The following is a 20,540-nucleotide window of genomic DNA, read 5'->3' as shown; positions in this document are numbered from 1 at the left end:
CGGTCAACGAGACCCGCCGTTAGGCAACGACGAGATTAGACGGCAGCCGCAGGCGCACAGATCGTTGTGCTGCGCGAGTTCAATGCCGTGATCGTGTGCGCCGGAGGTCGCGGTGGCGATTCGGTTGTCGCCGTGCCGGGGGCATGTGACCGGGTCGTGAAGACGCGCGACCGCGCGGTCCATGAAAATGCATGTCGTGGAGCCAGCGACGACGCTGCCGCCGCCCGTGTGGCCATCGCCGACGCGAATGATTCCTGCCATGGTGATGTGTACGAGTGATCGTCAGCACGAGGGCTGAAAGAATGAGGAGGCCGTCCGTTTGGGGACTTGGGCTATTGAGGAACAACCAAAGATGGGTCGTTTTCTCGCCGCAAACGCTGCGTTTCTGCGACGGACGCTTTTACCTGTTCGGCCTCGGCAAGGTAATCGGTCTCGCCGAACTTATCGGTCGCGCGGGTTTTGAAATAAAGTGACGAAGACAGCAGATGGTCGTGCCAGCTTGTCAACAACGCGTCGTGAACCAGTAGATCGAAAAGCGCCATCACTTTTGGGGGCAGCGGGTGATTTCCGCTAAGACCCATTGACCATGCTTGGGCGAGGGCCAACTGTTCTGGGGTCGATAGCATCGATTCGAGGGTGGAAACGCTCATTTCGAGGGACGCCTCCCACGTAGAATCGCCATTGGTCTTGGCCTCTCGCAGCAAGTTTGCCGAGCGCCTCAATCCCTCCTGACGCGAATCGTGCTTCAAAACATCAGCCGCTTCGCGCTGGATGCGCTCCCAAATAGCTTCGGTCGGGCGCCCTTTTTCCAGAGCGATTTCGTGCATCGACTTCGTCGTGAGATCTACGGCCTTAGTCCATCGGGCTTGTGCGTGTCCCAGTGTGATCGCTTCGGGCGGCGGCCTTTGACGGCGCAATGTCGTGTAGGCGGCCTCTGCATCGTCAGCTTCTTTAACAAGCACCTTGTGCTGATCCATCAGGTGATCGAGGCGGTTCCTAACAGACGATCGAAACTCAGGCGATTGATATCGAACCGCCATCCAACGCAGGAACACCTGCATGTGTTCAAGGAAATTAAGCCGAGATGCTGGTGGGACGATTTGCTGGTATGCCTTGACGAGTTCGGGGATCTGGTAGGTATTGCTTCCGTAATTGATCGAGTTCGCGAGGGTGAACTTTGTGTAGGTCCCGCCCTTGTGGACGACCATGTCTTCGATCGAGTCTATTGCTACACCATGAGAGAACGCTTCGATCAGCATGTCGCGAAGCACCACGCGCTGAAGCTCCGCGCGAGCACCGAGTTTTCCGGGGGGAGCGCCACCCGTAATGTCCTCGCTGGTACCCGGATATAGATATTGAACGCCGCGGGTATTCTCCAGACTATCCAGTCTCTGGTAGAAGCGGAGTTCGTGTGCGGCAGCAAAGTGCACACATCGTCCTACCGATGCCGGCACGCGAAGATTTTCATCGGCACCTTCACTCGCCGTCTGGATCGGTGGACTTGCTGGAGTGCTATGCCGTCGTACTCGGCCTTGGCTTCGTCGGGCGTTACGCCCTGCGTGGAGAGACGGCGCGGCGTGAGCTCATGACGGCGCTTGATACTCGGATCGAAGCCCTTCGTCCGTGGGACGAACCTCGGTTTGTCATCGAGCGCGGTGAGCGGCGACTCTCCGACTGGCTTTATCGCGCGTCACCGTGGGCCATTGCGGGGTTCGCCTGCGTGGCTGCGGCATTGGTGTGGGGTGTCTGGACGGCGGCATTGGACGCTCAACTCGCAGAGATCACCCCGGTGACGGCGGGGCATCGGTGAGCGACGCGCAACGTCGCCGCCATGCGGGCAGCGCGGTCTGGGTCGCTTATCCACGACGTGGCATGGTCGTGGTTGCCGCAGTGCTGGCGCTTGCGGTGCTCTGGTGGGTGATGCCGTTCGAGACAGAACTCGCATGGCTGTGCAGCGTGCTGGTCGTCGCACTCAGCGGGTTGGTGCTGTGGCTGGGTGGGCGCGGGCCGACGCGCGCAGCCACCGGCGCGAGCCCGACGCTTGCTCGACTGGAGGCCTTGCTTGCCGAGGTGCCGTTCGAGCAACTGAGCGACACGCCGGTGCTGCTGGTGACGGGCGACGGCCTGTCCGCGCTGTTCGACACGTTTGACCGTTCGAACGACATTCACATGCGATTTGGCGCGATCTGGCTGCGTGTCGACGATCCACTGGATTTGCCGCAGTCGGCATTGGCGGTCGGTGCGTACCGAGACGGTGCGCCGCCCGATGGCGTGTTGATTTCGGTGGCGCCGGGGCTGCACGCGCACGGCGACGCGATCGAGCAGCGGCTGCGTTCGGTGCGCCAGGCGGTGGCGGATACGTCGGGATTGCAGGGGGGGCGTTTGCCGGCGTATGTGGCGATTTATCAGCGCCTGACGTCGGGCATCCCTGCTGATTTGCCTGCTGCCGCGCAAGCGCAGGGACAGGTGGTTTCAGAGACCGCCGAGCGTTGGTACGGGATGAGCGTTGCACCGTTTCCCGTAGATGCCCGACGGTTTGAAAGCATCGTTCGCGCCGCTGAACAGGATGCGCAAAATGCAGCGGGTGCCCTCGGGGCGGCAGAACTTGCGGCCAGCCTGGCGTCGGTGATTTCATGGACGCAGCGCGTGGTCTTGAAACAACTCTCGGCAACCGATCTACCGTCGCCGCCGGTGGCGCTGCATGGTGTGGCGTGGATCGACTGCGGCCCCGCGAGCGAGGGCGACTCGGTATGGGCGTCCGACGTTAGCGTGCAGACCCGGATCACACGAGCACGCGCCGCAGCAAGCGCCAACCCGTGGCCCCTCCCGCAGCAATTGATTGCCGCGCTACAGCGGCGACGCCCGGTATCGCCATTGACGAGGACGCTCACGCATTGCGTGGCCTTGCTGGCGTGTGCCGCCGGCGCTGCATTCTGGGGCGCGGCGACACACAACGAACGAATGCTCGCTCAGGTGCATTCGCATCTCGTGCGGTACGCGCAGATACCACCAGAGAACGACACTGCGAAGCGCGAAGCACTACGGGTACTGATGGCGGAGCGTGATCGGTTGGATCGCTATGCCCGACTCGGGGCACCCCTGCGCATGTCGTTCGGTATGTATCGGGGCGCGGCGTTGATTCCGGTGCTCAACGAAGCGATTGCGTCCTATGTCCCGCCGCCGATGCCGCCGTCGGTGATCACGCTCGACAGCCTGTCGATGTTCGATAGCGGCAAGGCCACGTTGAAGCCGGGCTCGACGCGGCGCATGGTCGATGCGCTCGCGATGATCAAGGCGCATGCCGGCAAGCGGATTCTGATTGCCGGATTTACCGACGACGTGGGTGATGCCGCGTTCAATCTGAAGCTCTCCGCGGCCCGCGCGGAAGCGGTGCGCAATTGGCTCGTCGAAGCGTCAGGCATTCCTGCGACGCAGTTCGCCATTCAGGGATACGGCACCCACCGCCCGATCGCCAGTAACGGGACCGAGGCCGGCCGTGCGAAGAACCGGCGTGTCGAGATTACGTTGATCCCCGACGTCGAGCGCCCCGATCGATCCTCCATTTTCCCGGGGCCTTTGGTCTCGGGGTATCACCGCCCGGGGAGCGATCTCCGGGTATCTGTCGAAGTAGCAATCTAGGAGTAGAGCATGGCAATTCCGGGTTATATGTACCTCACGGACAACGCGGGCAAGAAGATTCAAGGCTCGGTCACCATCAAGGGGCGTGAGGGTTCAGTGGAAGTCATCTCATACGACCACGAGATCTTTGTGCCGACCGACGGTAATACCGGCAAGCTGACAGGCAAGCGCGTGCACCAGCCGTTTATCTTCCTCAAGGAGAAGGACCGCTCAAGCACGGAACTCCAGAAGGCCATGTCTTCGGGGAAGACGCTGCAAGAGGTCACGCTTCAGGAGTACGCGGTCAACAGCGCCGGTCAGGAAGAGATCTATCACACGATCGTCATGACCAACGTGAAGATCGTGCGCGTGAAGGCGACGATGCAGAACATCAAGGATCCGTTGTTTGAGAAATTCAATCACATGGAAACGGTGGAACTGCGTTACGAAGCGATCAAATGGACGTTTGTCGACGGCCACCACGAGTATGAGGACACGTGGAACGAACGCGGCGACAAGGCTGCCTGATTGGGCGTCAAGCCCTAAGGCAACGCCTGACGTAGCGCGTTGATGACTACCTGCCGGCCGCCGGGATTGTCGGTGACACCCCGGCACCGGCAGGTTTCCCGCGGCCTTTGCGCCACGACAATATTGCCCATCCGACATGATCTCTCGCGATACCACCGTCCTGCTCCAGCATCTCAATCCCCACTGTGCGAGCGCTCTCGAAGCCGCCGCCAGTCTTTGCCGGATGCGTCTCGCTGACGAGATTACCGTCGAGCACTGGCTGCTGAAGCTGCTGGAGGCGGGAGATGGCGATATTCCGGCCATCCTCGCGCATTACGGCATCGGTATCGATGCCATCTGGGACGCGCTGGTGTCGTCGATCGATCATCTGCCGCGCAATTTACGGGGCAAACCGGCTTTGTCTCCTCAACTTGCTGCCGTGCTGGCAGATGCATGGACGCACTCGCGCTCGCAGGACACGCAATGGCCCATCCGCTCGGCCAACCTGCTGCAAGCCGTTGTCGACGCACCGCATGTGCTGCGCGTGCGCGACGCGTGGCCATTGCTAAGCATTGGCAGCGCACAGATTGCACGATTCATGCCCCGGCTTGGCGCGCGTACCTGCGAGCATCTTTCCACGTTGGCGGGGGCAGATGACGCAATGAGCGCAAACGCGGGCGATGCCTTTTCGCCTGCGGCGCATCCGTCGCAGACGAACGGCGAGCCGGCAGCGCCGGCTGGCGCAGGCAAACGGTTCCCGTCGACACCGGCCGCAGACAACGCGCAACGCGCCGACGCCTTGGCGCGATATGCCATCGACCTGACGGAAAAGGCGATGGGGGGCGAAATCGACCCCGTTTTCGGCCGCGACCGTGAGATTCAACAAATGGTCGACGTGCTGGCCCGCCGTCGCAAGAACAACCCGATTCTCGTGGGTGAACCCGGTGTCGGCAAGACGGCGTTGGTCGAAGGGCTTGCGCTGCGAGTGGTGCAGGGCGATGTGCCGGAGGCCATCCGCAACGTACGCGTGCTGACGCTCGACCTCGGTCTGTTGCAAGCCGGTGCGGGTGTGAAAGGGGAGTTCGAGCAGCGCCTGAAAACGCTGATCGACGCGGTGCAGGCATCCGACGTGCCAGTGCTGCTGTTTATCGACGAGGCTCACACGCTCGTTGGCGCGGGTAACGCGGCAGGCGGCGCCGATGCCGCCAATCTGCTCAAACCCGCGCTCGCACGCGGCGAACTGCGCACGATCGCCGCAACGACGTGGGCGGAGTACAAGGAATTTTTCGAACGCGACGCTGCGCTTGAACGCCGCTTCCAGATGATCAAAGTGGAAGAGCCCGACGATGCTGCCGCCTGCCTGATGCTGCGTGGACTCAAGGCGCGGTATGCGAGCTACCACCAGGTGCATATCCGCGACGAGGCCATTGTCGCTGCCGTCAACCTCTCGCGGCGATATATCCCGTCGCGGCAGTTGCCCGACAAGGCGGTCGATCTCATCGATACTGCCGCTGCACGCGTGCGGGTGGGTCTCGAATCGCCACCGTCCGAATTGCAGCACGCTGCCGCCACCGTCAACGCGCTGAAGATCGAGCTGGCGGCCCTTGAGGCTGATGTAGCCAAGGGGGCTTCTCGCGGCGACGACGGGGTCACACGTCTGGCGGAACTGGCGGCGAGCGTTGCCGCGGCCAACGCGGCGTCGGAGGTCTTCGCGGCACGTTATGCGCGAGAACGCGATCTGGTTCGCGCCGTGCGTGAACAAAGCGATTTACCACCCGAGACACGCGATGCCGTGGCATTTCGTGCCGCTCGCGAGGCACTGGCCGATGCACAGGGCAAGCACCCGCTGATCTATGCCGATGTGGATGCGCAAGCGGTGGCGCGGGTGGTGTCCGAGTGGACCGGTGTTCCCGCAGGCAATCTGCTCGAAGACGAATTGCGCGGCTTGCTCGCGATGCAGTCGGGGCTGAGCGAGCGCGTTGTCGCACAGGAGGATGCGCTGAATGCCTTGGCCGAGAGTCTTCGTATCGCCAAGGCGGGGCTGAAGCCGGAGAGTGCGCCCATGGGCGTGTTCCTGCTGGCGGGGCCGTCCGGTGTCGGAAAGACGGAGACCGCACTGGCGCTCGCCGATCTGCTCTTCGGGGGAGAGGCGGCGCTGACAACGATCAACATGTCCGAGTATCAGGAAGCGCATACGGTGTCGCAATTGAAGGGCGCGCCGCCGGGCTATGTGGGGTACGGGCGAGGCGGGGTGCTGACCGAAGCGGTCCGGCAACGCCCCTATAGCGTGGTGTTGCTCGACGAGGTCGAGAAAGCCCATCGCGACGTGCTCGACATGTTCTATCAGGTCTTTGATCGCGGCATGATGCGCGACGGCGAGGGACGCGAAATCGACTTCCGCCACTGCGTCATTCTGATGACCTCGAATTTGGGCAGCAGCACGATCGACACAGTGACCGCAGACACCCCCGACATTGCCCACGCGGCACTGCTCGAAGCGGTACGTCCCGAACTGGTCGCGCACTTCCAGCCGGCGTTGCTCGCGCGCTTCCAGACGCTGATCTATCGCCCGCTGGACGTATCGGCACTGCACAGCATCGCGACGATGAAGCTGGGCAAGACGGCAGCACGTTTGCGGCGCCAGCATGGTATCGAGCTCACCTGGAACGACGCACTCGCCGGCCTCATGGCGCAGCGCTGCCTGGTGCGGGAGTCGGGCGCGCGCAACGTCGATGCTTTCATCAATCAACGCATCCTGCCGGCGCTGTCGCACGAGTTGCTGACCCGGCTGGCTGCCGGCGACAAACCCGCGAGCATCGTGTTGACGGCATCGGAAGACGGGCAGCTCGATATTGATTTCGCCGCAGCCGTCGATCCAAATGCCTTGCCGGCGGGTACGGCGTCACAGACACCGTCCACCTGCCTGATCACCGAATGACAACTGCCTGATAGGGGAACACATATGCCGGCTGGCCCATCGCTTTACGACATGCTGCTGGGACATATTGGCGGTGAGCCGCTACATGCCTACGACGACCGGACGTTGGAGTTCATGAGCGTGCAGCAAAACGTGCAGCGGGTACTCAATACGCGCGCTGGGGCGCTCAAGCACTTGCCGGAATATGGTCTTCCCGATCTTTCCGAGATCTATCGCGCATTGCCTGCGTCGGCGAGCCTGCTTCAGGCGCAAATGGAGGCGACGTTGCTCAAATATGAGCCACGTATTCGTGCGATTGACGTCGATGTGCTGCCGAACGACGACCCCGGCATGGTCATGAGTTTCGAGATGACGTGCCATCTCAGAAAAAGCGGGCTGGTGCGGTTTGGCACGTACTTCGAACCGCGCGGGCGCGTGTTGCTGATGCGCCGGCAGCCGGAGGGGTGTTGACGCCGCAGTGGCGCGATTGATCGGTGAGACCTGTGAAGTTATAGAATCCGTCTATCACCTGCCATTGCTTCCGAGTTCCTGATCGCATGCCCAAGCCGACGAAAGCCGAAATCAACGCCGATATCATTGAACGCGCCGCCGGTCTGTTCGCCCGCCACGGGTTCGAGCAGACGTCGCTCCAGCAGATCGCGGACGCCGTCAATTACTCCAAGGCCGGACTGCTGCATCACTTCCCGAGCAAACTGGCGATCTACGAAGCGGCGGTCGGCGTGGTGCGCAACCACATGATCGAGTTGCGCGAGCGGGTGAAAGGGATTCCGGTCGGCATCGAGCGCGACCGGGCACTGGTCGACGATGCCGTGCAATTTACCTACGACTGGCCGGGCGTGTCGGCGTTTTCCAACCGGATTTCCGACAACGCGCCGGACGGCGATCCGGCGCTGATCGAAATCGGCATGATTCTGTACGACGCGCTGGGCATCGATCTGACGAAGCTCGATCTCGAACGTATCGTGCGCGTGACCAGCGCATTCGCCGGTCTGGGCGCAACGGCCTTGCAGGCCGTGCGCGCCGATCAGAAGCGCGAGTGGCGGCCGATCATTACGCAGGCCGCCATGGAAGCGCTCGGTCACGGCAAGCGCTGAGTCCAGTCATTTCGCGCCACCTCCCGCCGACTCCCGAACGTCTCAATCCTTTCTGAGCGCCGCGACCTGACGTTTCCACAACGTCCACGGCCGTTCCATCACGCCGAGATTGGTCGCCGTCGAGCGCTTGCCTTCCTCTTCATCGAGATAGGTCACATCGCCGCCGAGCGTGACGGCCTTGTACTGCATGTCGGCGTTAAGCGAGGTATAGATCGCGCGATACACCGACGCGGGCAGTGATGGGCCGGTGGTCACGAAACCGTGGCCGCGCATCAGCGCAACGTCAAAGTCACCCAGCGTGTCGGCGAGCGCCTTACCCTGATCGCTGTTGCGCACGAGCATGTCGGTGCAACCGAAACAATGGCGGATGTCGAACACCGGCGAGCCGCTGCCGAGAAAACCCGCCATGTGATACACCGGGCGCAGGCGCACGCTCGACGCCGCAAACGGAATCACCGACGGCGCATGGCTGTGCACGATCGACATGACATCGGGCCGCGCGCGGTAAATCTCGCTGTGAATCCACGTTTCCAGATAGCGCTTTCGGGTGTCGCCGTCGACCGGCTGGCAGTCGAAGTCGAGGGTGAGGATGTCGTCTGGGGTGACCAACTCCGGGGCCATCGACTGCGCGATCAGGAAGTGCTGCGAATTGCGCGGATCGCGCGCGCTTACGTGGCCGAAGCCGTCGAGCACTTCGTGATGCGCGAGGATATGGTTGGCCGAGGCGAGGTCTTCCAACAGTTGCGCGATGGATTGCGCGTCGTGCTCGGTGACGGCGGGGGTGTAGGGCATGGTGGTGGTTTGCGTCATGGTGTTCAGCGAAAAATTGCTACAGAAATGGGGATGGCAGGACGTGCCTCAGACCCTGACGGCCGCGTGCGTTTCGGGCGGGAACAGGTCGTCAGCCTGCATCGGGCAATGGCAAACGCCTTGTTCGAAGGCAAAGCGCAGGAAGGCGTCGAGGGTGGTGCGATTGGCGGCGATGCCGTAGGGCCAAGGGTCGGCACCGAACATGGCGCGTGCTGACGCCGCGTGCTCGCTCATCCACGGCAATGGGAAATGCGAGCAGGTAATGTCGTCGAGCCGCGCGATGCTGGCGTCCTTCGCCTGCGTGAAGGCTTTCAGCAAGTTGCCCGCGATCCAGCGATTGGCGGCAAACACATCACGACGCATCACGATCAGATGCATGATCGGGAAGATGCCGGTCTTGTCGAAATAGGCACGTTCTTCCGCCGCAAAATCCTTGAACAGACGCACGACCTCGCCTTCCCGTCCGAGAGGCGGCGTGGGTGGTCGCGCACTGAAGATGGCGTCGATCTCGCCGTCGAGCAGCAGGGCGGTAAGCGATCGATCGGGCGACGGCCGGTAACGCACACCGGCCGGAAGTTGCACATCCACCTTTTCGCGTCGGCCCGCCTGATTCACGCCGCCTTGCACCCACTCGATTTCTTCCAGCGCGACACCCTGCTCGTGGGCCAGCCACCCGCGTGAATAGACGGCGGCGGTCTGCGCCCACTCGGGCACGCCGACGCATTTACCGCGCAGGTCGGCCGGCGAGCGCACGCTGCCGTCGTTGCGCACATACAGTGACGAGAGCCGGAACACACGAGAGGGAAACACCGGTAAGCCGATCAAACGGTCGTCGCCCTGCGAGCGTAGTGAAGCGTACTTCGCCAGCGACATCTCCGAGAGGTCCCACTCCTGAAAGTGGGTGGTGCGGTAAAAGATCTCCTCAACCGGTAACACCGACGGCACGAGTTCGATACCTTCGGCGGTGACACGACCGGTGAGCAGGTCGCGCACATGGTCGTAATCGTTGACGGCGAGCGAGAGTGTGAGCTTGGACATGACGCGTTCCAATGTCGGGGGAGGGGCGCAGACATCGCTCGGATGCCCGCGCCGAATTGCATGGGCAGATTCAGTGACCGAAGGCGGGCGCTTTCGGCAGGCTTTCGGGCCGGGCCACGAGGAACACGAGCGCGGCGGCGCTCACCAGCGCAGCGCCCAGCACCACGAACATGGCGCCTGCGCCGCCGGTGGCCTGTTGCAGCACGCCCGCGATAGCCGGGCCGCACATGGCGCCGACGCGTGCGATACCCAGATACAGGCCGACGGCGGTGCTGCGAATCTCTGTCGGGTAGCTCACGGCGACGAGATTGTTGAGCACCGTCTGCGTGCCGATCACGAACATGCCCGCCACGACGATCCCCAGAAACGTCACCTTGCCGCCGGTCGCGACGGCGAGCACGCCGATGGCGGCCGCTCCGGCAAGCCACGCCAGCGACATGGCCAGACGGCGGTTGCCGATGCGGTCGGCGACGACACCACAGATCAGGCTGCCGAAGGCGGATGCGAATACCAGCAGTGAGCCGTAGGCAAAACTCGTCGAGAGATTTTCGCCGCGCTTCAACATGATGGTCGGCAGCCAGCCCGACAGCCCGTACGACGAGAACAGCGACAGTGCACCCATCGCCCAGAAACACAACGTCTGACGGCGGAAGGCTCCAGAGAACAGTGCCGCGACGGAACCGGCTTTCACGCCTGCGTCGGGCGACGTGAATACGGCGTTGGCAAACTCCGCTGCACGGGCAGGCCACAACCGGGTGAGTTGCGCCCGCACGGCGTCCTGATGGCCGCGACTGGCGAGAAACGACACCGACTCCGGCAATACGAACTGCAACACCAGCGCCAGCACGACCGACAGTGCGCCGACGAAATACATGCTCTGCCAGCCGTACTGCGGAATCAGCCACGCCGCGATGAAACCCGACGCGGTGGCGCCGCCGATCCAGCCGCAAGTGAAGAACACGATGGTGAAGACGTTGGCACTGCGCTTCGGGGCGATCTCGTTGATGTAAGTCACGGCCACTGGCATGAGCAGGCCGAGCGAGATGCCCATCACGAAACGCAGCGCAATGAACGTGGTCAGGTCGTGTGCGAAGAGCGCAATCGCCAGACTGAACAGCCCCGCGAGCCAGATGCCGGTGAGCAGCACGCGGCGGCGTCCGATACGGTCGCTGAACAGACCCGAGACGGCAGAGCCCGCCGCAAAACCGGCCAGTCCGCACGACAGCAGCACGCCGATCTGACTCGGCGACATATGCCAGAGCGAGGCCACGTCGTGGACGATGTAGGCGGCGTTGTAGAGGTCGTAGCCGTCGAACAGCAGGATGAGCGCCAGCAGAATCGCCAGCTTGAAGTGATACGCCCCTAGCGGGGCGGCTTGCAGGGTGTCGCGAACGTCGATGCGTTCGGCGTACCCCGATGGGTTGTTCTGGGCCATGCCTTGTCTCCGATGGTCGGCCTGCTGAGCACCGGACGAACCCGGTCCCGCAGTGCCTTTGTTGTGTGTTCGGAGTTGACTTTACTGGCCGATTTTGTGTTTATCAATATTGATTATTAAAGTCAATATCACTGTGGCATCATGTGACGAATCTTTAACGAATGCTCGACGGGAATCCTTATCCGGCAAGGGGTTGCGCAGGGTACGGGTTTCCCCGGGGACTACGATGACGCAACAAAACGACTTGATGACGCGTGAGGAAGTGCTCGCGCTGCTGGAGATCAAACCGGCCACGTTGTACGCCTATGTGAGCCGTGGGTTGATCCGGGCGCGTCCGCACGAGGATGGCCGTAAGAGCCTCTACCTGCGCCGCGACGTTGAGCGTCTGGGCACCCGCAAGCGTGGGCGCGCACCGACCGGTTCGGTGGCTGAATCGACCATGCGCTTCGGTGACCCGGTATTGCATTCGGCGATTACCCAGATCACGCCGCACGGGCCGCGTTATCGCAACCGGCTGGCGACCGATCTGGCGAGTGCCGGGGCGTCGTTCGAGTCGGTGGTGCACTTGCTGATGACCGGCATCTGGCAGGACAGCCTCGCCGTTTGGTCGCCGCAGGAGACGCCGCCCGACGTGCTGCGTTTTCTTTCGACTTACAACGGCGAAGTGGCCAGCGCAGACATCGGCAATCTGCTCGGCATGGTGCCGTTTGCGCTGGCGATGCAGGGGCGCGGGCCGCGCGAAATTGCCGACGGCAGCGCGGTGCAGGCGGCGCGTCTGATGCTGCATTGCATGGCGGGATGCGTGGGGTTTCTCGGACCCAAGCGCGCATACGTGGCACGGAACGCCGACGAGACCGTGGCGGCGCAGATCTTGCGCGCGGCCGGTGCCGAGGTGACGCCGGAGAACCTGCGCGCGGTGAATGCAGCGCTGGTGCTGACCGCCGATAACGAGTTGGCCCCGGCGACGTTTGCGGCACGGGTGGCGGCATCGACCAATGCTGATCTGTTCAGTTGCGTGGCCGCAGCCATCGGCTCGCACATCGGTTTTTCAACGGGCACCAGCACCGAGAAGATCGAGACGCTGCTGCTGTGCGAACCGCTCGACGCGCTCGATTCACGCAAGGACCGAGTGCGCGAATATGGCGCGAGCCTGTTTGCCTTCAACCATCCGCTTTATCCGGGCGGCGATGCGCGTGCCGATCTGATGCTGCAATTGGCTGAACTCGCTGCACAGCGCGACGAGGCGGCGGGTATCCACACGCAGCGCGCGGTGGGGACTCGCCTGACGCTCGATTTTCTGGCGCGCATGCGTTTGGAGTTGAGTGCACATCCGGGTTTGGCCATGGGCATTGTTGTGCTGGCGCGTGCCCTCGGCTTGCCGGACGGCACCGCGACGGCGATCTGGGTCGTTGGTCGCTCGGCTGGCTGGGTGGCACATGTGATGGAACAGCGCACGCAGGCGTTCATGCTGCGCCCGCGCGCGAAGTACGGCTTTGGCGGACCTATCGAGCCAGCGGTCGCACCGCCCGTCGATCCACGTCAGCCGTGATCGCACAATGAAAAAAGGCGACGCCTTTGCTGGGCGTCGCCTTGCTTTTGATGCGATGCGTGTACCGATCAATGCAGCGGTTCCGCCGGCGCGTCGTTCTCGAAGGTGCGGAAGCGCCAGCCGAACCACACGGCCAGCATGCGGATGACGAAGCCCGCCACGCAGCCGATGGCCGTGGCGATGCCGTTCTCGACGCCGAAGTGCAGCATGGCGACGTAGAGCGCACCGGCGATGCACGCCACGCTCGCATACATTTCGCGGCGCAGCACCATTGGTACCTGTCCGCACAGCAGATCGCGCAGCATCCCGCCGCCGATGCCGGTCAGCACCCCTGCCAACACGACGATCACCGGGCTGGTACTCACGGTCATGCCGATGTCGCAGCCGAGAATCGTGAAGGCGGCGAGCCCGATGGCGTCCACGGTGATGAAGGTCATGCGCAGCCGGTGAATGTGGCGCGCGACGATGGACGCGAGCGTGGCCGCCCCGAGCGTGAGCAAGAGGTACTCCGGATGTGCGATCCAAACCAGCGGATGGCGGCCGAACAATACGTCGCGAATCGTGCCGCCACCGAGCGCGGTGACCATGCCGACGAAGGCGAGTCCGAAGCGGTCCATGCCGCGTTGCATCCCCATGATCGCGCCCGACATCGCTTCGGTCACGATGGCGATCAGGTAGAGAGCGTAGAAGATTTCGGTTTTCATAAGGTTCCCTGAAGTGCGGGGGGAATATACCACCGCGTACCACTGCGTCCGGCGGCAACGGTCTGCCGGGCACGTTGCCGGACTCACGCGATCCGGCCAACTGTGATTTGTACAAGTTTTCAGCGTCATGGGCCAGTGAGACACTGCTTCCAACGAGGAGAGTTTCTGATGCGTTTGGTGCGGTGATCTTCTTTCAAAAGCAGCAAAGCCCTTAAACTCTCTACTTTTCGTGCTCCGAACGGTGCTGCCGAGGGGAGGCGTGGAACTGGCCACTGCTCTGGCTGGCCGGTCGGCCGGCAGGCAAGCGGCACCGGCGCCACGTCCCACCCGTCTGATCTTCAGATGGCCTCTGCGCGGTGCCGGCCCGGGCAACCCGCTTTCTTCGACGCGCCTTCTTTGATCGTTCACATCGCTCCATGATCCAGTTCATTCGACGCCGGCGTTATCTCGTCGCCAGTCTTGCCGTGCTCGCCGTTCTCCTGATTCTCGGGATTCGCAGTGTCGTCTCGCCGAAGCCGCCGCAGTATCTGACCGCCAAGGTCGAGCGCAGCGACCTCGAGAATTCCGTGCTTGCCACCGGCACGTTGGTGGCGTTCACGCAGGTGGATGTCGGCGCGCAGGTGTCGGGGCAGTTGAAGTCGCTCAAGGTCAAGCTGGGCGACAAGGTGACCAAGGGCCAGTGGCTCGCCGAGATCGATCCGGTGCTCTCGCAGAACACGCTGCGTCAGGCCGAAGCCAACGAGCAGGACCTGCAAGCGCAACGCCGCGCCACACAGGCGTTGCTGGCGAAGGCCGATCTGGCGTTCCGGCGTCAGCGGCAGATGCTGCCGGACGACGCGACCTCGCGTCAGGATTTCGAAGCGGCACAAGCCGATCTCGACGCACAACGGGCGAATCTGGCGGCGCTGGAAGCGAAGATCCGTTCGGCGGCGATTCAGATCGAATCGGCCCGCGCCAACCTCGGCTACACGCGTATCGTCGCGCCGATGGACGGTCAGGTCGTGGCCATCGTCACGCAGGAAGGCCAGACCGTGATTGCCCAGCAGCAGGCACCGGTGATTATGAAGCTGGCTGATCTGGACACGATGACCATCAAGGCACAGGTGTCGGAAGCCGACGTGATTCGCATCGCGCCGGGCCAGACGACGTACTTCACGATTCTTGGCGAGCCGGACAAGCGTTACTACGGCAAGCTGCGCGCGATCGAACCGGCACCGCAGAACTTCCTCGACACGCAGGGCTCGCTCGGCGGGCTGGGCGGGTCGCGCAGCAACACGGCGGTGTTCTACAACGCGCTGTTCGAAGTGCCCAACCCCGATCACAAGCTGCGCATCTCGATGACCGCACAGGTCAATGTGCTGCTGAGCACCGCCAAGCAGGCGCTGAGCATTCCCGTGGCCGCGCTGGGCAAGAAGCAGGCCGATGGGCGCTACGACGTGCGGGTAGTGGGTGCAGACGGCAAGGTCGTCACGCGTCAGGTCCGCACCGGGCTGAACAACAACGTGAAGGTCGAGGTGAAGGAAGGGCTCGCCGCTGGCGATCAGGTCGTGATCGGTGAGGCCGGCGACGTCAAGGACGCACGCAACGATGCGTCCGGTGCTTCGGTCAGCGTGGGGTAATGGCAATGGCTGAAACCATGACGCCCCCCTGCGCGACACACCCGGCCCCGTCGCACCCGATGGCGCATCCCATGCTCGAACTGACCGGCATCACGCGGCGGTTTCCGGCGGGTGATCGCGACGTCGTCGTGCTGCGCAACGTGAACCTCACCATCGAGGCGGGGGAGATCGTTGCGATCATGGGCGCGTCGGGCTCCGGCAAGTCGACGCTGATGAACATTCTTGGCTGTCTCGACCACCCGAGCGAAGGCAGCTACCGCGTGGCCGGGCGTGAGACCCGTGATCTCGATGCCGACGCGCTGGCCCAACTGCGCCGCGAACACTTCGGCTTCATCTTCCAGCGTTATCACCTGTTGCCCCATCTGGAGGCTGCGGGGAATGTGGAGATGCCGGCGGTCTACACCGGTGCACCGCACGCGGCTCGCCGCGCCCGGGCCGAGCAACTGCTTTCCCGTTTGGGACTGGCGGATCGTACGCACCATCGGCCGAGCCAGTTGTCCGGTGGTCAGCAGCAGCGCGTGAGTATTGCCCGTGCGCTGATGAACGGCGGCGACGTAATTCTGGCCGACGAGCCGACCGGGGCGCTCGATACCCGTAGCGGCAAGGAAGTCATCCGTATCCTGCGCGAACTCAACGCGCTCGGGCATACGGTCATCATCGTTACGCACGACGAGCACGTGGCCGCGCATGCGCGCCGCATCATCGAGATTCGCGACGGCGAAGTGGTCGCCGACCGGCAGAACACGCCGGTGACCGATGACGATGCGGTGGCGCCCGAGGCGTCGGACGAAGACGGTGACGAAGCCGCCAATGCCGCCAATGCCGCGAAGGCGACGGTAGACGCAAACGCGGCCACGGCGGCAGCCACCGGCGATGCACTCGCCAACACGTCACCCATGCCCGAGCGTCGGTGGACCGGTGGCGTCGGCCGCTTTGCCGAGGCGTTCCGCATGGCGTGGATTGCGCTGGTCTCACACCGTCTGCGCACGTTTCTCACGATGCTCGGCATCATCATCGGTATCACGTCGGTAGTGTCGATCGTGGCCATTGGCGAAGGCGCCAAGCGCTACATGCTCGCCGAGATCGGCAGCATCGGGACGAACACCATCAACATTTATCCCGGCAAAGACTGGGGCGACAGCCGCGCCGGCACGATTCAGACGCTGGTGCCGGAAGACGTGTACGCGCTGACCGAGCAGAACTATGTCGACAGCGTGACGCCCGAGACCGCGCGCAACCTGTTGCTGCGCTACCGCAACGTGGACGCCAACGCGACCGTGACCGGCGTCGGGGAGAGTTTCTTCCAAGTGCGCGGCATGAAGATCGCGCAGGGCATCGCCTTCGGTCCCGACGAGGTGCGCCGTCAGGCACAGGTCGCAGTGATCGATCAGAACACGCGCCGCAAGCTCTTTCCGACGAACCCGAATCCGCTGGGCGAAGTGATCTTCGTCGACAACCTGCCGTGTGTGGTGATCGGCGTGACGGAAGAGAAGAAGAGCGCCTTTGGCGACATGAAGAGCCTGAACATCTGGGTGCCGTACACCACGGCCAGCGGGCGGCTCTTCGGGCAACGCAACGTCGACAGCATCACCGTGCGGGTGCGCGACGGTCAGCCGAGCAAGATTGCCGAAAAGAGTCTTGAGACGTTGATGACGCAGCGCCACGGCCGCAAAGACTTCTTCACCTACAACATGGACAGCGTGGTGAAGACGGTCGAGAAGACCAGCCAGTCGCTCACGTTGCTGCTCTCACTGATTGCCGTGATTTCGCTGGTCGTGGGCGGCATCGGCGTGATGAACATCATGATCGTGTCGGTGACTGAACGCACGCGGGAGATCGGCATTCGCATGGCCGTCGGTGCGCGTCAGAGCGACATCATGCAGCAGTTTCTGGTCGAGGCGGTCATGGTGTGTCTGATGGGCGGCGCGATCGGTATTGCGCTGTCGTTTGGGGCGAGCTTCGTGTTCTCGCTGTTCGTCGCCAAATGGAAGATGGTGTTTTCGATGGGTTCGATCGTCACGGCATTCCTGTGTTCGACGCTCATCGGTGTGGTCTTCGGTTTCATGCCGGCGCGCAACGCCGCCCGGCTCGATCCGGTTGAAGCGCTCGCGCGCGATTGAGGTAGCGACTGATGATCCGTAATTCCACAATTTCTGCGATGGCAACGTTTCCCATGGTTTCCCGCACGCTGCTTGCGCTTGCGGCGAGCGCGACGGTGTTGCTCTCCGGCTGCGCCGGTGTGCGCCACGACCCGCTGCCGGCGGTGCCGGTGCCTGCGCAATGGAGCGGCACCGCGACGCCGGTGTCCGCCGCAGCGCCGACCGGCACGGCACCCGCCGCGGCGCCTCTCATGGCACCGGACTTCTGGCGCGCCTTTGGCGACCCGGTGCTCGACCGTCTTATCGCCGACGTACTCGCCGCCAACAACGATCTGGCGGCGGCGGGTATCCGCGTCTACCGCGCGCAATTGCAGGCGGGGCTTGCCAATACGAATCTCACGCCGGGTGTTGCCGTACAGGGCAATGGTCAGGTCAGCCGCACGCTCGACACACATCAGATGTCGCGCGGCAGTCAGATGCAGGTGCAGGTGAGCTACGAGCTGGATCTGTGGGGCAAGCTGGCCGCACAGCGCGACGCTGCCCGCTGGGAAGCTGACGCCACCGACGCCGACCGCGAGGCCACCCGGCTGTCGCTGATCAGTTCGACGGCGGGCTTCTATTGGCAGATCGGCTATCTGAATCAACAGATTGCTTACGCCGAAGCCAACATCGCCTATGCAGAACGTACGCTGGCGCTGGTGCGCTCGAGGTATGCGGCAGGCGCGGTCTCGGGGCTGGATGTGGCGCAGACCGAGCAGAACCTGTCGCAGCAACGTGCCGCGATCACGCAACTCGTGCAGCAGCGCACCGAAAACCGTAACGCACTGGCCATCCTGTTCGACCGGCCGCCCGAGCAGTCGGCGCCCGAACCGTCGGCCCTGCCGAATGCTGCGTTGCCGGTGGTGCCGGCCGGATTGCCCGCCGAGTTGCTGGGCCGCCGCCCGGATGTGCGTGCGGCTGAATGGCGCCTGCGCGGGTTTCTGGCGAATGTCGATGTCACTCGCACTAGCTTCTATCCGACGTTCACGCTGACGGGGCAGGCCGGTACGACGAGCACGAATCTCTCGAGTGCACTGATGAATCCGGTGGGCTCGCTGGGGTTGGGGCTGGCACTGCCGTTCATTCAGTGGAACACCATGCAGTTGCAGATCAAGGTGTCGCAAACGCAGTTTGACGAGGCCGTGATCCTGTTCCGCAAGACGCTCTACACGGCGCTCGGCGAAGTCGAGAACGCATTGTCGGCGCGTGAACAACTAGCCCGCGAAGGCGAGCAGCGCACGCTGTCGCTCGCGCAGGCGCAGCGCGCCGAGACGCTGGCGCGCTCGCGTTTTCTGGCGGGGGCGACGGGCGTGCAGTTATGGCTGGATCAGCAGCAGCGTGTGCGTGATGCACAAAGCGCCGATTCGCTGGTGCGCCTGAATCGCCTTAACAATCGCATGGCGCTGTACAAGACGCTGGGCGGTGGCGGCACCGCCAGCGACGTGCCGCCGCCGGCGGGCTGATGCCAGCCGACGTGGCTCAATCGCAAACTCAGGCCTCGGCAGCTTCCTGAAGCACCGGGGCCTTCGGCAGCGTGATGGTGAACGTGGTGCCCACGCCGACCTGGCTGGTCACCTCGATCGTGCCCTGATGGAATTCGATGGCCGCGTGCACGACGGCCAGCCCGACCCCCGAACCATCTTCGAGCACGGCATTGCTGCGCGAGCGGAACGACATCTGGAAGATCTCCTTGAGTTCTTCCTCCGGGATACCGGTGCCGTTGTCGCGCAGCACTACGCGCAAGGCGTCGCCCGCGTCTGCCACACCGATATCGATGGCGGGCGGCAGCATCGTGTACTTCGTTGCGTTGCTTACGATATTGATGAATGCGTGGAACAGCACGTTGCTGTCGCCGATCATCTGACTGTCGAGGCCCGGTGTCGGGGTCACCGTAATGGTCGCGTTGGGGAACATGTCCGAGCCCACATCGCGCACATCTTCCAGCAAGGCCACCAGCGACAACTCGCTGCGCTTGCCGAACTTCGGATCGTCGAGCGAGGCGCTTTGCGCGGCCTCTAGCCAGTTCTGGATCACGTTGTTGAGCTTCGCCACCGCTTCGCGAATCTTCGTGTAGCGCGGGCGCGAATCGGTTTCTTCGTTGCGCGGGCTCAGCAATCGCTGCGCATGGCCGTCGATCACATTGAGCAGGGTACGAAACTCGTGCGACGCCATCGAGCGGAAAGTCTTCTGGAAGTTGTTGAGCCGCTCTTCGTTGGCCAGCGCCCGCTGGAGAATGGTGTTCTTGGCCGTCGTGAGCTTCTGGTTGCGCACCAGTGACGACGTGCTCTCTTGAAACTTGGCAATCGTGCGCGAGAGTGTGCCGATCTCGTCGCCCCGCGTGAGCCAAGGCAGGCGTGCCTTGTTTTTGCCGGAGATGGCGTTGCCGGCCAGCGCGATCAGGCGCGTGAATGGCCGCAGCATCGCCGCATCCACATACACGAGGCAGCCCAGCGTGACGAGAATCATCGCGGCGATCAGCGCATCGATTTGCAGCAACCGGGTATGCGCGGCGTTGCCCTTCGTCTCGACGTTCTTGATCAACCCTTCGGTGCTGCGGAATACCAGGGCGCCGAAGGTGCTGTTGGCCAGCGTGTACTTATTGTTCGATTCGCCCCGGTAGAGTTTGGCGGCGTCGCCCAGCTTGCCGTTCTGTGCGAGCTGAAAGACCTGATTCGAAATACGGCGGTACTGCGCCCATTGCGTCTGGAATTTCGAGAAGGCCAGACGGTACTCGTCGTGCACCAGCAGCTTCTGGTAGCGGTCGGAGGCGTTCTTGATCTTGTCGTCGAACTCATCGGCGGCGCTGCGAATGGCCGCGAGCGCCTTGGGCGACATCGGGGCGAGCGCTTCGGATTCGACGGTGCGGAAGTCGGAGATGTAGTCGTTGAGTTCTTCGAGCACGCTCAGATTGTCGATCTGCGCACGCTCGGCAGCGAGTGCGGTGCGTTGTGCGGTGTCGACTTCGCGGTGCACCACGACGCCCACGGCGACCATGACGACAAGGCAGATGACGAGCAGAAGATACATTCGCCCCCGAACGGGGAGCTTCGTGTTCGGCTGTTTAGACGCTTTAGGCATGCGGTGGATCCG

The 20,540-nt window shown here is 63.2% G+C and carries 17 protein-coding genes; 10 read left to right on the top strand and 7 right to left on the bottom strand.

Annotation, left to right across the window (positions count from 1 at the left end; genetic code table 11):
• Positions 1-3: 3 nt before the first annotated feature.
• Both AT302_RS27360 and AT302_RS18750 read right to left on the bottom strand, forming a co-directional pair.
• On the bottom strand, positions 4-261 hold the full coding sequence (locus AT302_RS27360; protein ID WP_084656322.1) for a PAAR domain-containing protein: 258 nt from the start codon (positions 259-261) through the stop codon (positions 4-6).
• Positions 262-332: 71 nt separating this feature from the next.
• Entirely contained in the window at positions 333-1,430 is a 1,098-nt protein-coding gene (locus AT302_RS18750; protein ID WP_058379744.1) for a hypothetical protein, read from the bottom strand.
• 14 nt (positions 1,431-1,444) lie between these two features.
• Between AT302_RS18750 and AT302_RS18745 the strand changes: the two genes are divergently transcribed.
• The 6 genes from AT302_RS18745 to AT302_RS18720 all read left to right on the top strand — a co-directional run bounded on the left by AT302_RS18745 (position 1,445) and on the right by AT302_RS18720 (position 8,157).
• Positions 1,445-1,810 (top strand): DotU family type IV/VI secretion system protein, encoded by a 366-nt coding sequence (locus AT302_RS18745; RefSeq protein WP_084656628.1) that lies wholly within the window; start codon positions 1,445-1,447, stop codon positions 1,808-1,810.
• Positions 1,807-3,639, top strand: a complete 1,833-nt coding sequence (locus AT302_RS18740) for an OmpA family protein (protein WP_322788713.1) — start codon at positions 1,807-1,809, stop codon at positions 3,637-3,639. Before AT302_RS18745 ends, AT302_RS18740 begins: the two co-directional genes overlap by 4 nt.
• A 9-nt stretch (positions 3,640-3,648) precedes the next feature.
• The gene (tssD, locus tag AT302_RS18735; RefSeq protein ID WP_058379742.1) at positions 3,649-4,146 is read left to right on the top strand and encodes a type VI secretion system tube protein TssD; all 498 of its coding nucleotides are present in this window, start codon (positions 3,649-3,651) and stop codon (positions 4,144-4,146) included.
• A 136-nt stretch (positions 4,147-4,282) separates the two neighbouring features.
• On the top strand, positions 4,283-7,063 hold the full coding sequence (tssH, locus tag AT302_RS18730; protein WP_058379741.1) for a type VI secretion system ATPase TssH: 2,781 nt from the start codon (positions 4,283-4,285) through the stop codon (positions 7,061-7,063).
• 24 nt (positions 7,064-7,087) lie between these two features.
• Positions 7,088-7,513 (top strand): type VI secretion system baseplate subunit TssE, encoded by a 426-nt coding sequence (gene tssE, locus AT302_RS18725; RefSeq protein ID WP_058379740.1) that lies wholly within the window; start codon positions 7,088-7,090, stop codon positions 7,511-7,513.
• Between the two features lie 86 nt (positions 7,514-7,599).
• Positions 7,600-8,157 carry a TetR/AcrR family transcriptional regulator gene (locus tag AT302_RS18720; RefSeq protein WP_058379739.1) on the top strand — a complete coding sequence of 186 codons (558 nt, stop codon included), beginning with the start codon at positions 7,600-7,602 and terminating at the stop codon, positions 8,155-8,157.
• A gap of 42 nt (positions 8,158-8,199) precedes the next feature.
• Here the strand turns inward: AT302_RS18720 and AT302_RS18715 are convergent, their stop codons facing one another.
• From AT302_RS18715 to AT302_RS18705, 3 genes are all read right to left on the bottom strand, one after another.
• Positions 8,200-8,967 carry a class II aldolase/adducin family protein gene (locus AT302_RS18715; RefSeq protein ID WP_084656321.1) on the bottom strand — a complete coding sequence of 256 codons (768 nt, stop codon included), beginning with the start codon at positions 8,965-8,967 and terminating at the stop codon, positions 8,200-8,202.
• A 48-nt stretch (positions 8,968-9,015) separates the two neighbouring features.
• A complete protein-coding gene (locus AT302_RS18710; RefSeq protein ID WP_058379738.1) occupies positions 9,016-10,005 on the bottom strand; it encodes a substrate-binding domain-containing protein in 990 nt (329 codons plus the stop codon).
• Between the two features lie 70 nt (positions 10,006-10,075).
• Positions 10,076-11,440, bottom strand: a complete 1,365-nt coding sequence (locus AT302_RS18705) for an MFS transporter (protein ID WP_058379737.1) — start codon at positions 11,438-11,440, stop codon at positions 10,076-10,078.
• 226 nt (positions 11,441-11,666) lie between these two features.
• Here AT302_RS18705 and AT302_RS18700 point away from each other — a divergent pair, with 226 nt between their 5' ends.
• Positions 11,667-12,989 (top strand): citrate synthase, encoded by a 1,323-nt coding sequence (locus AT302_RS18700; protein ID WP_237171965.1) that lies wholly within the window; start codon positions 11,667-11,669, stop codon positions 12,987-12,989.
• Between the two features lie 68 nt (positions 12,990-13,057).
• Here the strand turns inward: AT302_RS18700 and AT302_RS18695 are convergent, their stop codons facing one another.
• Positions 13,058-13,693, bottom strand: coding sequence for a trimeric intracellular cation channel family protein (locus tag AT302_RS18695; protein ID WP_058379736.1), 636 nt, complete (start codon positions 13,691-13,693; stop codon positions 13,058-13,060).
• 416 nt (positions 13,694-14,109) lie between these two features.
• Here AT302_RS18695 and macA point away from each other — a divergent pair, with 416 nt between their 5' ends.
• The 3 genes from macA to AT302_RS18680 are packed head-to-tail and all read left to right on the top strand — an operon-like array spanning position 14,110 to position 18,913.
• Complete coding sequence (macA, locus tag AT302_RS18690; protein WP_058379735.1) at positions 14,110-15,312, top strand: macrolide transporter subunit MacA; 1,203 nt, start codon at positions 14,110-14,112, stop codon at positions 15,310-15,312.
• A gap of 59 nt (positions 15,313-15,371) precedes the next feature.
• Positions 15,372-17,432 (top strand): MacB family efflux pump subunit, encoded by a 2,061-nt coding sequence (locus AT302_RS18685; RefSeq protein ID WP_058380422.1) that lies wholly within the window; start codon positions 15,372-15,374, stop codon positions 17,430-17,432.
• Between the two features lie 38 nt (positions 17,433-17,470).
• On the top strand, positions 17,471-18,913 hold the full coding sequence (locus AT302_RS18680) for an efflux transporter outer membrane subunit (RefSeq protein WP_058379734.1): 1,443 nt from the start codon (positions 17,471-17,473) through the stop codon (positions 18,911-18,913).
• Between the two features lie 28 nt (positions 18,914-18,941).
• On the opposite strand, the gene AT302_RS18675 is transcribed toward AT302_RS18680, so the two are convergent.
• Positions 18,942-20,477, bottom strand: a complete 1,536-nt coding sequence (locus AT302_RS18675) for a sensor histidine kinase (RefSeq protein ID WP_058379733.1) — start codon at positions 20,475-20,477, stop codon at positions 18,942-18,944.
• Between the last annotated feature and the right edge of the window lie 63 nt (positions 20,478-20,540).

This window comes from Pandoraea norimbergensis (assembly GCF_001465545.3).
GTDB lineage: Bacteria > Pseudomonadota > Gammaproteobacteria > Burkholderiales > Burkholderiaceae > Pandoraea > Pandoraea norimbergensis.
The sequence above is the reverse complement of the archived record's forward strand: the minus strand, read 5'-3'. Positions and strand labels throughout refer to the sequence as shown.

What these genes read in the sequence shown, in the direction of transcription:
- AT302_RS18695 (WP_058379736.1), bottom strand. Translation starts at nt 13,693, where the DNA reads ATGAAAACCGAAATCTTCTACGCTCTCTACCTGATCGCCATCGTGACC.
- AT302_RS18685 (WP_058380422.1), top strand. Translation starts at nt 15,372, where the DNA reads ATGGCGCATCCCATGCTCGAACTGACCGGCATCACGCGGCGGTTTCCG.
- AT302_RS27360 (WP_084656322.1), bottom strand. Translation starts at nt 261, where the DNA reads ATGGCAGGAATCATTCGCGTCGGCGATGGCCACACGGGCGGCGGCAGC.
- AT302_RS18720 (WP_058379739.1), top strand. Translation starts at nt 7,600, where the DNA reads ATGCCCAAGCCGACGAAAGCCGAAATCAACGCCGATATCATTGAACGC.
- tssH (WP_058379741.1), top strand. Translation starts at nt 4,283, where the DNA reads ATGATCTCTCGCGATACCACCGTCCTGCTCCAGCATCTCAATCCCCAC.
- tssD (WP_058379742.1), top strand. Translation starts at nt 3,649, where the DNA reads ATGGCAATTCCGGGTTATATGTACCTCACGGACAACGCGGGCAAGAAG.
- AT302_RS18705 (WP_058379737.1), bottom strand. Translation starts at nt 11,440, where the DNA reads ATGGCCCAGAACAACCCATCGGGGTACGCCGAACGCATCGACGTTCGC.
- AT302_RS18745 (WP_084656628.1), top strand. Translation starts at nt 1,445, where the DNA reads ATGCCGGCACGCGAAGATTTTCATCGGCACCTTCACTCGCCGTCTGGA.
- AT302_RS18675 (WP_058379733.1), bottom strand. Translation starts at nt 20,477, where the DNA reads ATGTATCTTCTGCTCGTCATCTGCCTTGTCGTCATGGTCGCCGTGGGC.
- macA (WP_058379735.1), top strand. Translation starts at nt 14,110, where the DNA reads ATGATCCAGTTCATTCGACGCCGGCGTTATCTCGTCGCCAGTCTTGCC.
- AT302_RS18700 (WP_237171965.1), top strand. Translation starts at nt 11,667, where the DNA reads ATGACGCAACAAAACGACTTGATGACGCGTGAGGAAGTGCTCGCGCTG.
- AT302_RS18680 (WP_058379734.1), top strand. Translation starts at nt 17,471, where the DNA reads ATGGCAACGTTTCCCATGGTTTCCCGCACGCTGCTTGCGCTTGCGGCG.
- tssE (WP_058379740.1), top strand. Translation starts at nt 7,088, where the DNA reads ATGCCGGCTGGCCCATCGCTTTACGACATGCTGCTGGGACATATTGGC.
- AT302_RS18715 (WP_084656321.1), bottom strand. Translation starts at nt 8,967, where the DNA reads ATGACGCAAACCACCACCATGCCCTACACCCCCGCCGTCACCGAGCAC.
- AT302_RS18710 (WP_058379738.1), bottom strand. Translation starts at nt 10,005, where the DNA reads ATGTCCAAGCTCACACTCTCGCTCGCCGTCAACGATTACGACCATGTG.